Source organism: uncultured Pseudomonas sp., assembly GCF_943846705.1.
Taxonomy (GTDB): domain Bacteria; phylum Pseudomonadota; class Gammaproteobacteria; order Pseudomonadales; family Pseudomonadaceae; genus Aquipseudomonas.
In genome coordinates this window covers 1,258,631-1,270,575 of record NZ_OX044366.1, presented here as the reverse complement: position 1 = coordinate 1,270,575, position 11,945 = coordinate 1,258,631, and the positions used below count along the sequence as shown (strand labels likewise).

At 62.6% G+C, this 11,945-nt stretch carries 9 protein-coding genes and 1 riboswitch; of the genes, 4 read left to right on the top strand and 5 right to left on the bottom strand.

What is annotated here, in order from left to right:
• Window positions 1-58: 58 nt before the first annotated feature.
• Together cobJ and Q0V31_RS06090 are read left to right on the top strand one after the other, a co-directional pair.
• Window positions 59-1,720 carry a precorrin-3B C(17)-methyltransferase gene (cobJ, locus tag Q0V31_RS06095; protein ID WP_298185662.1) on the top strand — a complete coding sequence of 554 codons (1,662 nt, stop codon included), beginning with the start codon at window positions 59-61 and terminating at the stop codon, window positions 1,718-1,720.
• Between the two features lie 238 nt (window positions 1,721-1,958).
• On the top strand, window positions 1,959-2,639 hold the full coding sequence (locus Q0V31_RS06090; protein WP_298185658.1) for a thermonuclease family protein: 681 nt from the start codon (window positions 1,959-1,961) through the stop codon (window positions 2,637-2,639).
• A gap of 143 nt (window positions 2,640-2,782) precedes the next feature.
• On the opposite strand, the gene cobF is transcribed toward Q0V31_RS06090, so the two are convergent.
• From cobF to cobW, 5 genes are all read right to left on the bottom strand, one after another.
• Window positions 2,783-3,547 (bottom strand): precorrin-6A synthase (deacetylating), encoded by a 765-nt coding sequence (gene cobF, locus Q0V31_RS06085; protein ID WP_298185656.1) that lies wholly within the window; start codon window positions 3,545-3,547, stop codon window positions 2,783-2,785.
• The gene (locus Q0V31_RS06080) at window positions 3,544-4,230 is read right to left on the bottom strand and encodes a VWA domain-containing protein (RefSeq protein WP_298190932.1); all 687 of its coding nucleotides are present in this window, start codon (window positions 4,228-4,230) and stop codon (window positions 3,544-3,546) included. Before Q0V31_RS06080 ends, cobF begins: the two co-directional genes overlap by 4 nt.
• 2 nt (window positions 4,231-4,232) lie before the next feature.
• Window positions 4,233-5,249, bottom strand: a complete 1,017-nt coding sequence (locus Q0V31_RS06075; RefSeq protein WP_298185654.1) for an AAA family ATPase — start codon at window positions 5,247-5,249, stop codon at window positions 4,233-4,235.
• 89 nt (window positions 5,250-5,338) lie between these two features.
• Window positions 5,339-9,073, bottom strand: a complete 3,735-nt coding sequence (gene cobN / locus Q0V31_RS06070; protein WP_298185650.1) for a cobaltochelatase subunit CobN — start codon at window positions 9,071-9,073, stop codon at window positions 5,339-5,341.
• Between the two features lie 94 nt (window positions 9,074-9,167).
• Window positions 9,168-10,220 (bottom strand): cobalamin biosynthesis protein CobW, encoded by a 1,053-nt coding sequence (cobW, locus tag Q0V31_RS06065; RefSeq protein WP_298185645.1) that lies wholly within the window; start codon window positions 10,218-10,220, stop codon window positions 9,168-9,170.
• Between the two features lie 102 nt (window positions 10,221-10,322).
• Window positions 10,323-10,663: riboswitch (cobalamin riboswitch) on the bottom strand.
• Between the two features lie 86 nt (window positions 10,664-10,749).
• Here cobW and Q0V31_RS06060 point away from each other — a divergent pair.
• Both Q0V31_RS06060 and cobM read left to right on the top strand, forming a co-directional pair.
• Complete coding sequence (locus Q0V31_RS06060; RefSeq protein WP_298185642.1) at window positions 10,750-11,184, top strand: cobalamin biosynthesis protein; 435 nt, start codon at window positions 10,750-10,752, stop codon at window positions 11,182-11,184.
• Window positions 11,181-11,936 (top strand): precorrin-4 C(11)-methyltransferase, encoded by a 756-nt coding sequence (gene cobM, locus Q0V31_RS06055; RefSeq protein ID WP_298185637.1) that lies wholly within the window; start codon window positions 11,181-11,183, stop codon window positions 11,934-11,936. Before Q0V31_RS06060 ends, cobM begins: the two co-directional genes overlap by 4 nt.
• The last annotated feature ends 9 nt before the right edge of the window (window positions 11,937-11,945 follow it).

Sequence of the window (11,945 nt, the reverse complement as noted above, 5' to 3'; positions counted from 1 at the left end):
GTTGGGTTGAGCTCAGCGATACCCAACACAAACCGCCTACAGCACAGATGGAACCCGCATGAACCACTCGCCCGCCATCCTTATCCTCGGCCCCTCCGCCCTGCCTTGCGCGCGGCGCATTCAGACGCTTTATCCACAGGCGCACATCCACGGCCTGAACGGTCGAGTGACGGACGTCGAGCGGGTTTATGAAGATTTCGGCAACTCCCTGCGCGCGCTATACCGCGCCGGTACGCCGCTGATCGTGCTGTGCGCCGCCGGCATCGTGATCCGCAGCCTGGCCAGCGTGCTCGGCGAGAAAGACAGCGAACCGCCGGTGCTGGCCGTGGCCGAAGACGGCAGCGCCGTGGTGCCGCTGCTCGGCGGCCTGGCCGGGGTCAACCATATGGCCCGCGAAGTTGCCGCGCACCTGGAGATCAACGCGGCTATCACCACCAGCGGCGAACTGCGCTTCGGCACCTGCCTGTTGCAGCCGCCGGCCGGCTACGTGTTGGCCGACCTCGAACAGGGCAAAGGCTTTGTCAGCGACCTGCTCGGCGGCCAGGCCGTGCGTATCGAGGGTGATGCACCCTGGCTGGCCCAGGCCAAGCTGCCAGTCGCCCACGACGCGACGCGAGTTATCCAAATCAGCCCGCACCTTAGCGACGCCAGCGCCGATAAACTGCTGATCCACCCGCAGCAAGTGGCCCTGTGGGTCGAGCAGGCCAGCGCCGACTTACTCAGCGAACTGCAGCAGGCGCTACAGGCGAGCAACCTGGCCACGCAAAGCCTGGCCTGCCTGCTCGCCGCGCCCGCGCTGATGGCCAACACCGATCTGCACGCCGCCGCTGCGCAGCTCAAGCTGCCGCTGCGCTTTATCGACGACACTACGCACCTTCCGCCACTGCACAGCCAGCACACCAACCTGCGCCTGCTGCTAGCCGCTGCGCCCATCGACCCCAGCCTGCTTGGCCGCCCGCGTGGTCGCCTGGCGGTAATTGGCCTCGGCCCCGGCGCTGCTGAATTTATGGTGCCCGCCGCACGCCAGGCGCTGGACGAGGCGCAAGACCTGCTCGGCTACGAAACCTATATCAACATGGCCGGCCCGCTGCGCCCGGAGCAGGTGCGCCATTGCACCGATAACCGCGAAGAAATGCAGCGCGCCCGCCATGCCTTTGAATTGGCCGCCAGCGGCCGGCGCGTGGTGGTGGTGTCGTCCGGCGACCCCGGCGTATTCGCCATGGCCGCCGCCGTGTTGGAAGCGCTGCATGAGTCGATTGACGCCGAATGGCAACGCGTCGACCTGCAAATATTCCCCGGTGTTTCCGCCGCACTGGCCACCGCCGCCAAGGCCGGCGCACCGCTGGGCCACGACTTCTGCCTGATCTCGCTCTCAGACAACCTCAAGCCCTGGGCCATTATCGAAAAACGCCTGGCGCATGCCGCCGCCGCCGACCTGGTGATGGCCTTCTACAACCCCATCTCCAAAGCCCGCCCCTGGCAGCTCGGCAGCGCCCTAGAGATCATCCGCCAGCAACGCGCGCCAGACACCCTGGTGGTGCTCGGCCGCGATATCGGCCGCCCCGGCGAAACCCTGCGCAACCTGACGCTTGGCGAACTGACACCAGAGATAGTCGATATGCGCACTCTGGTGATCATTGGCTCCAGCCAAACCTGCCGCTTCCCAAGAGCCGAGGGTGGGGAGTGGGTGTATACACCGAGAAGTTATCCACAGGCGTAGGGACGTAGGATGGGTTGAGCCTGCGATACCCATCAAAGGTTGTGGCGGTTCACAAATGATGGGCTGGCAGCAGCATGGGTATCGCTACGCTCAACCCATCCTACGAACTTCGATTAATCGCCATCAAACAGCTAGATGCCGTGAGCGGCACACGCCTTAGTCAAGGCTATGGTCACGCCCACTAAACGGTATGATTGATAGAGTCCTTAAAATTCATCAGATACGCACGGAGACATACGTGATCCGCTTTCTCTTGTTTATGTTGATCTTGTCACCTGTCATAGCACTTGCTGGCAACTGTAAAGTAATCGATGTAAGCGATGGCGATACCTTCACTTGCTTTACAGACGAGAATGAAAAAATAAAAGTGCGGTTGGCTGAAATAGATGCTCCCGAAATAAATCAGCCGTATGGTGACCGCTCTAAACAGTCTTTATACAACCTCATCTCCAGTGAGATGGTGAGGCTTGCTATGCAGAATATCGACAGCTATGGCCGGACTGTAGCCAGGGTCACCAGGGTTGATGGTGTGGACGTAAATGCTGAACAGATCCGCTCAGGCTCTGCTTGGGTTTACCCAAAACACCTCAAGGATAAATCGTTACTTGGCTTTGAGGCTGAGGCAAAAGACAGTCAGCGCGGTCTATGGGCACTGCCCGCCTCCGATCAAGTACCTCCATGGAAGTGGCGTAATACGAAGAAAATAGGCTCAGTTCCTGAAACTCCGGCACTAGTTAAGCCAGTACGCCAAACATCCTTCTCGCAACTTGAATCATCAGGGAACAGCTTCAACTGCAACACACTCAAGTGGTGCGGCCAAATGAGTTGCGCTGAAGCGCGATATCAACTGACCCAGTGCAGAAATCCTAATATTGACGGTGATAGAGACGGCATACCCTGTGAAAGGCAGTGCCGATAAACGCTCTCTTGTTTTGCATATTGCTAAGCAAATAGCCTAGAAATTTGCCGGTGGGAAATGCTTCGCAGTTTCCCACCCTACGCGATCTTGGGGGGGGGTAGGGTGGACAACGCTTCGCTTGTCCACTAAGTGCATCAAACACCCTAGCACCCCAACTTGCGCAGCAAATAGCTATCCATAATCCAGCCATGCTGCTCGCGTAGCTCGGCACGGCGAGTACGGATTATTTCCGCAACTTCGGCCAGCGGCCCAGCGATCAGCACTTCGTCCGGGGTGCCGATATAGGCGCCCCAGTAGATGTGCATGGCTTGATCGACAAAGCGCTGATAGGTGTCTTGGGCGTCGAGCATCACCAGTACACTGTCCACACCCTCGGGGAAGCCGCTTTCGGCCAGGCGCCGCGCTGGAGTGATCTGGAAGGCCTGGCCGATGCTGTTGAAGCAGACCTTATGCTTGGCCGCCAGGGCTTGCAGGCTGGTGATGCCGGGGATCACCTCGTACTCGATTTGCTCGCTGCTGTTGGCCACGATCTGCTCGACAATGCGCAGGGTGCTGTCGTACAGCGCCGGGTCGCCCCAGACCAGAAAAGCCCCGGTTTCACCCTCGCGCAGCTGCTCGCGGATCATGCCCTCGAACACCTGCTGCTTGTCCTGATTCAGGTCGACCACGCTGCCGTGGTAGTCCGGCACATCGCGCACCCGCTCCGGGCACTCGGCGCTGGCAAAGCGGTAGTCGCGGCCGTTAATAAAGCGTTCGCAGATAGTCTTGCGCAGGCCGATCAGGCTGTCCTTGGCGCTGCCTTTGTCCATCAGGAAGAACACGTCCGTGCGGTTCAGCGCATTGATCGCTTGCACGGTCAGGTAGTCCGGGTCTCCGGCACCGATGCCGATTATCAACAGGGTTTTCATAAGGCTGTCTCCGGGCTGCTGGCGATCACCGGCAGCGAATCAATATGGCGGTAGTCTGCGCCTAACTCCGCCGCCAATTGGCGGGCGCGGCCGAGGCGGATCGGTGCGCTTTCAATATCCACCAGCAGCGCCGGGCAGGCGCTCGGGGTTAAGGCCGGCCAATCGCGCAGGCGGCCATCGGTGATGATCAGCAATCGCTGAGTTTCAGCCGGGTGCAAACGCTGACGCCGCGCCTGCCAGTCGGCGGCCTGCTGTATAGCGGCGAGTAACGGCGTGCCACCACCTGCGCCCAACTCACTCAGCCACTGCTGCAACGCCTGAGAGGCTTTCTGCCCTTGCCACAGCCACTGCGCCTGATGGCCGGTGGCATGCAGCAAGGCTAAACGCGCACGCTGGCGGCGCGCCTGTTCGAACACTTCACTGAGCAAGCCCTTGGCTTTGCTCAGTGCGCCATGCCGGCGGGTCGAGGCTGAGGCATCGACGATTACCAGCCACAGCTCAGCGGGCTTGGCGCTGCGCGGACGCAACAGCAGATCCTGAAGGCTACGCGGGCGGCCCTTGAGCAGGCTCGCCGGCCAGTCGATACGCCCCGTCACGCCACTGCGATTGGCACCGCTGCGACCACCGCCTAGTGTGCCGGGAGCAGCCCGGGCATCCGCGCCTGTGGCTGTGCGCGGGCGGATGCCTAGGGCTTTTTTGTCCAGCGCGGCGGTTCACGCCGAATATCCGAACATTGTGCTTGCGCAGGTAACTCGCCCCACTGGCCTTCGCCTTGCGGCGCTTGTGGCTGTTCGCTGGGCGCGCTGTTATCGGGCTGCGTTTGCGGCTGCGGGGGTTGTGCGGCAGGCGGCGGACTGTTGCGCCGACGGTGACGCAGGACGAACTCCGCCACCGCGTCGATATCCTCCGCTTCGATACGTTCGACGCCACGCCAGGCGGCATGCGCCCGAGCGGCACGCAGCCAAACCAGGTCGGCGCGCAGGCCATCGACGGCAGCGGCAAAGCAGCGCTGGCTGATCTGCTCCAGGGCTGCGTCATCTAGGGGAATAGCCATCAGCCGCTCACGGGCGCTCTGACAGCGGCTGCGCAACTCGTTTTGTTGCACCTGCCAACGCTGCAGAAACGCCTGCGGGTCGGCATCGAAGGCCAGTCGACGGCGAACAATCTCGGCGCGCTGCGCCGGTTGCGGCTGGGCGTCCAGGGCCAGGTTAAGGCCGAAGCGGTCGAGCAGTTGCGGGCGCAGCTCACCCTCTTCACCGTTCATGGTGCCGATCAGCACAAAGCGTGCCGCGTGCCGATGGGAGATGCCGTCGCGCTCAATATGGTTAACCCCGCTGGCGGCGGCATCCAGCAGCAAGTCGACCAGATGATCGGGCAGCAGATTGACCTCATCCACATACAACACCCCGCCATTGGCCTTGGCCAGCAGACCGGGACTGAACTGCGCGCGGCCCTCGCCCAGCGCGGCGTCCAGATCGAGGGTGCCAACGATGCGCTCCTCACTCGCGCCCAGCGGCAGGGTGACAAAGGTGCCGCTGGCCAGCAGATCGGCCAGGCCACGGGCCAGGGTCGATTTGGCCATGCCGCGCGGCCCTTCGATCAGCACACCGCCAATCGCCGGATCAATCGCCGCCAGGCACAGCGCCAGCTTGAGGTCGTCAGCGCCAACCACGGCGGCGAGGGGGAAGTGGCTATCGATCATGGTTACAGTCCATCAAGTTACGTAGGGTGGACGACGCTTTCTCGTCCACCGTGGCGGTGTTTTGGTGGATGGATAAAGCGCCATCCATCCTACGACTCTTCGCTGTCGATCAGCAGGTTTTCCAGGGCTTCGCGGTACTCTCCTGGGTTTTCCCAAAGCCCACGCTGCTGGGCTTCGAGCAGGCGTTCGAGGATGTCCTGCAGGGCGCCGGGGTTGTGTTGCTGGATAAAGTCGCGGGTGCTTTTATCGAGCAAATAGGCATCGGTGAGCAGCGCATATTGGTGGTCGTCGACCAGTTCGCTGGTGGCGTCGAAGGCGAATAAATAGTCGATGGTCGCCGCCAACTCGAACGCGCCCTTGTAGCCGTGGCGCTTCATGCCCTCGATCCACTTGGGGTTGGCCGCGCGGGCGCGCACCACGCGGTTGAGTTCTTCCTTCAAGGTGCGGATACGCGGTGTATCCGGCTGGCTGTTGTCGCCGTGGTAACTGGCCACTTTGGCCCCGCGCAGGGTTTCCACCGCCGCGAGCATGCCGCCCTGGAACTGGTAGTAGTCGTTGGAATCGAGGATGTCGTGCTCGCGGTTGTCCTGGTTGTGCAGCACCGCCTGCATCTGCTCCAGGCGCTCGGCGAACTGCGCGCGCGCCGGGGTGCCTTCGCTGTGTTTGCCGTAGGCATAACCGCCCCAGTTCAGGTAGACCTCAGCCAGGTCTTCTCGGGTTTGCCACAGGCGTTCGTCGATAGCGTTCTGCACGCCCGCGCCATAAGCCCCCGGCTTGGAGCCGAACACCCGCCAACCGGCTTGCTTGCGCGCCTCGGCTTCGTCCAGGCCGCTGTCTTGCAGGGTCAGGGATTCACGCCAAACCCGCGCCGACAGCGGGTTCATCTCCTCCGGCTCGTCGAGATCAACCAGCGCCTGCACCGCATCATCAAACAGGCGAATCAGGTTGCTGAAGGCATCGCGGAAGAACCCGGACACGCGCAAAGTTACGTCCACTCGAGGGCGGCCGAGTTGCGTCAACGGCAGCACCTCGAAACGCTCGACGCGCTGGCTGCCGGCCTGCCACACCGGGCGCACGCCCATCAGGGCCAGGGCTTGAGCCATGTCGTCACCGCCGGTGCGCATGGTCGCGGTGCCCCACATCGACAGACCGAGCTGACGCAGGTGGTCACCGTGGTCCTGCAGATGCCGCTCCAGCAAGCGGTCCGCCGCCTGCACGCCGATGCGCCAGGCGGTCGGCGTCGGTAAGTTGCGCACATCGACGCTGTAGAAGTTACGCCCGGTGGGCAGCACATCCAGCCGCCCGCGACTGAGCGCGCCACTCGGCCCGGCCGGGACAAAGCGCCCGTCCAGGGCCGATATCAAACCGTGCATTTCTGCCGCCCCGCAGGCATCCAGCAGTGGCGCGATTTGCTCACGCAAGCGTTGCAGCACCTGGCTACTGTGCGCACCCACGGCTTGGTAATCCGCTGTATCGATCAGCTGTAAAGCCAGCAACTCCAAACGCTCGCGGGTATCGCCAGCACTGCGCCACGACTCGTCCGTGACGCTCTGTAATACGGCCGGGCGCGGCCCTTGCCAAGGTGCAGCCATATCGCAGTCGAGCGGATCGAAGGCCAATTGCAGATCGCCCGCCAGCGCACGCAGCAAACTGGCGTTGCCGCCCTGGCCGTCGCCACGGGGAATGCGCAGCAACGCCAGCAGGGTGTCGCGGCGCAAGGTGCCGGCAGGCGACTCACCGAATACGTGCAGGCCGTCGCGGATCTGTGATTCCTTCAAGTCACACAAATAGGCGTCGAGCTGCGGCAGCCAGCTGTTGGGGTCTTCGTTGAGTTGCAGGCCCAGTTCCCGATCCAGGCTGGCCTCGCGCACCTTAAGCAGAATTTCGCCACGCAGTTCGGCGGCGCGACGCAGGTCGAGCTGGCTGGCCTCGTAATATTCGTCGGCCAGGCGCTCCAGATCACGCAGCGGGCCGTAGCTTTCGGCGCGGGTGAGCGGCGGCATCAGGTGGTCGATAATCACCGCCTGGGTGCGCCGCTTGGCCTGCGCGCCTTCGCCCGGATCGTTGACGATAAAGGGGTAGATATTCGGCAGCGGGCCAAGAATTGCGCTTGGCCAGCATTGCTCGGATAAACCGACGCTCTTGCCCGGCAGCCATTCCAGGTTGCCGTGCTTGCCGACGTGGATCACGGCATCGGCAGCAAAGGTTTTGCGCAACCAGCAGTAAAACGCCAGGTAACCGTGCGGCGGCACCAGATCGGGATCGTGATAGACCGCGCTGGCATCTACTTGATAACCGCGCGCCGGCTGGATGCCGACAAAGGTCAGACCGAAGCGCAGGCCGGCAATCATCAGCCGCCCGCTGCGGAACATCGGATCACTTTGCGGTTCGCCCCAGCGTTCACGCACCGCCTGCTGGTTGGCCGCCGGCAGGCTGTGGAAAAACGCCAGATAATCGTCCAGCGCCAGGCTTTGCGCGCAGGGCCGCAGGTCGAGGCTATCCAGATCGTTGGTGACGCCGCCGAGCAGTTGGTGGATCAACGCCGTACCGCTATCGGGCAGCCCTGCCACTGGATAGCCCTGCTGTTCGAGGGCACGGAGAATATTCAGCGCTGCCGCCGGGGTGTCCAGGCCGACGCCGTTGCCGATGCGCCCGTCGCGGGTCGGGTAGTTGGCCAGCACCAAGGCAATGCGCTTATCGGCGTTGTCCTTGTCAGCCAGAGCGATCCAGTTGCGCGCCAGCTCAGCGACGAAATCCATCCCCGGTAAATGCGGCTGGTAACACACCACATCGCTCTGGCTGCGCTCGCTGTGCCAGGCCATGCCTTTAAAGCTGATGGGCTGGGTAATCAGCCGGCCATCCAGCTCGGGCAGCACAACATGCATGGCCAAGTCGCGCGAGCCCAAACCTTGAGCGCTGGCTTGCCACTGCGCATGGTTATCCAGCGCGCAGATGGCTTGCAGCACCGGGATATCGCGGAGGAAAGGCCGCGCACTCGGCGCTTCTGGGTTGGATAAGGCGAACGCGGTGGTGTTGATGATCAGCGCCGTGTCGGTCTCGTCCAGCCAGGTTTCGACCTGGGCCAAACAAGCCGCTTCCTTAAGGCTGGCGACGGCAATCGGTAGCGGATTCAACCCTTGGGCCTGCATCCGCTGGCAGAACACATCGATAAAGCCGGTGTTCGCCGCCTGCACTTGGGTACGGTAGAACAGCAGCGCCACCACGGGCGCGCCGGCCTGCCAGTGGGTTTGCCAATCGACCAAACACGCCGTGACCTGCTGCGGGTGATACAGGCCGACACGCGGCAACGGCTGCGGATCGCCCCAGGCATAGTCACGCTGCAACCAGTGGCTGGCGATGCAGTTAAACAGCTGCTGCGCATTAACCGCCCCGCCCTGACGGAGGAACTGCCACAGCCGCTCAGCGTCCGCCAGCGGCACATTGCTCAGGCCCATCAGCTCAGGGTCGGGGTTGTCGCAGCCGGGCACCATGATCACCCGCGCACCGCGCTCGGCCAACTCAACCAAACGCTCGATACCGTAACGCCAGTAACTGACGCCACCGTGCACGGCAATCAGGATGACCTTGGCGTGCTGCAGCACCTGCTCGACGTAGAGGTCCACCGAGGCGTGATTGCTCAGCTGCGCCGGGCTGGCCAGACGCAGGCTGGGGTAATCCGCCGGCAACTGCCGCGCCACCTCAGCCAGCAACGACAACTGCGAATCGCCGGTACAGAGAATCACCAGCTCAGCCGGGGTTTGGCCGAGGTCGGCAATGCTGTCGAGCGGCACTTGGCTGCCGGCTTGGGTGCGTATTAGATGCATGGGGAATGTACCTGTGGGAGGGGCTGGGCGGTATTCCGCTTTAGCCGCGAGCCGTATCGGGCCTAGTCGCGGCTAAAGCCCTCCCACACTCGGCTCAGGCCAATGCCGCTTGTAGTTCGGCTGCAATAGCCGCCTGATCAAGCTGCTGACCGATCACGATCAAACGGCTGACCCGCGCTTCATCAGCCTGCCAGGCGCGGTCGAAGTGTTTATCGAAACGCTGACCCACGCCTTGCAGCAACAAGCGCATCGGCTTGCCGGGAATCGCCGCAAAACCCTTGATACGCAAGATGCCGTGCTTGGCCACTGCATTCTTCAAGGCACCCAGCAAGCGTGCTTCCTCGGCCTCCGGCAGTTCCACCTGGAAAGAGTCGAACTCGTCGTGATCGTGGTCTTCATGGCCTTCCAGGTCATGGTGGGTTTTACGCGCGTCGATGTGCAGCTCAGTCTCACAGTTCAGACCCAGCAGCACGTCCAGCGGCAGTTCTCCACCATGGGCTTCGATGATTTTCACCGCTGGCGGCAGCTCTTCGGCAACTTCCGCACGCACTGCTGCCAGGGCGGCAGCGTCGAGCAGGTCAGCCTTGTTGAGAATCACCAAGTCGGCGCTGGCCAGTTGGTCGGCGAACAGCTCGTGCAGCGGCGATTCGTGGTCGAGATTCGGGTCGAGCTTGCGCTGCGCATCAACCTGATCGGGGAAGGCAGCGAAAGTACCGGCGGCCACGGCGGGGCTGTCGACCACGGTGATCACCGCATCGACGGTGCAGGCGTTGCGGATTTCCGGCCAGTTGAAGGCTTGTACCAACGGCTTGGGTAGAGCCAAGCCGGAGGTTTCGATAAGGATATGGTCGAGGTCGCCACGGCGTGCGACCAACTCGCGCATCACCGGGAAGAACTCTTCCTGCACGGTGCAGCACAGGCAGCCGTTGGCCAACTCGAAGACGCGGCCATTGGCTTCTTCTTCACTGCAACCGATGGAGCACTGTTTGAGGATTTCGCCGTCGATGCCCAGCTCGCCAAACTCGTTGACGATCACCGCGATACGACGACCGTCGGCGTGGCCGAGCATGTGTCGCAACAGGGTGGTTTTACCGGCGCCGAGGAAGCCGGTGACGATGGTGACGGGAAGTTTGGCGAGCGTTTTCATGGGTGGCCCTGCATAGCATCGAATAGAAAGACGAGCAGGCAGGCGGCACAGACATGACAGCCACGCAGGCGTCAGCCAACACCACCGGATCACCCCGCCCGGTTGTCGAAAACGTGACGAGGCAGGTCTCCTGGCTCACGGTCTGCGCCTTAGAACCTGTTTCCGATCTCGCGAGCTAGAGCCATGCAAGGCAAAAGCATGCGAGGACGCGGAGTTTACGAGCTGTAAATGAGCAGTCCGAGCCTGTTTTTAACGCAGCAGGGCCGACGCGCAGCAGATCGTAAGCAGGTTATTACGCGACCCTTCAACCTTCCCGCCTTACGGCAGTGGTGTATTGAAGGGCTTTGGACCGTTCACAGTTGCGGGGGCAGCCAAGGCATTAACCTTGTTCCCTCTTAGCTCCGTGGGCGCGCCCACGAAGAACCTCGAACGCAGCAAGGCTACGCAGACCAGGGCGGTGGGTCAATCGCGGTTGACCGTGGCCAGCCGCCATGGTGAGCTACGCCGCCGCACACAGCGAGCAACCTTGATGATTCCCAGCTCTGCCAATACCGCCGTGATTCAGGTGGTCGCCGGGTTAGGCTGCCGCCGCGGCTGTAACCTGGAAGACTTATCCACACTGCTGATCGACAGCCTGCAGGCGCAGGGTCTGACTGTGGATAACCTCGCGGGGCTGGCGAGCATCGCGCACAAACGCGATGAACCTGGACTGCTGGCGTTGGCTGAGCACTTCGGCCTGACGCTGACCTGCTTCAGTCCTGAAGAACTGTTGCCCTATCAACATCTCGTTCAAGCTTGCGCGCTAACCCTGGCCGCCACCGGCAGCCCGGCCGTGGCCGAACCCTGCGCCCTGGCATTGGCCGAGCGCTTGGGCGGCCAGGTTGCTCAGCTACTCGGCAGTAAAACCCGCAACGCCAGCGCCACCTGTGCCCTGGCGTCGATCTCAGCCAAGGATATTGCATGACTGTTTACTTTATCGGCGCCGGCCCCGGCGACCCCGAGCTGATCACCGTTAAGGGTCAGCGCCTGTTGCGCATCTGCCCGGTGATTCTCTACGCCGGCTCACTGGTGCCGGAAGCAGTGTTGCAGGGCCACAGTGCCGAGTTGGTGATCAACACCGCCGAATTGCACCTGGATGAAATCATCGAGCTGATTGGCCAAGCCCATAAACAAGGCCAGGACGTGGCCCGCGTGCACTCCGGCGACCCGTCACTGTATGGCGCGATTGGTGAGCAGATCCGCCACCTGCGCCGACTGGCGATTCCCTTCCAGATTATTCCCGGCGTCACCGCCACGGCCGCCTGCGCGGCCTTGCTGGAAAGCGAGCTGACCTTGCCTGAGGTGTCGCAGACGCTGATCCTCACCCGCTATGCGAGCAAGTCGCAGATGCCTGAGGGCGAAGCACTGGGTGATCTGGCACGCCACGGCGCGACCATGGCTATCCACTTGGGCGTGGTACACCTGAGCAAAATTGTCGCTGAACTGCTGCCGCATTACGGCGCGGACTGCCCGATTGCCGTGGTCCATCGCGCCAGCTGGCCGGATCAGGATTGGGTCAGCGGCACCCTGGCCACCATCGAGGAACAGGTGCGCGCCAAGGGCTTTCGCCGCACCGCGCTGATTTTAGTGGGGCGGGTGCTGCACGCTGAACAGTTCGCCGACTCGGCGCTGTACAACGCCGAGCATCGCCACCTGTTCAGGTCGTCCGACGCCTGAGAGGGTGTC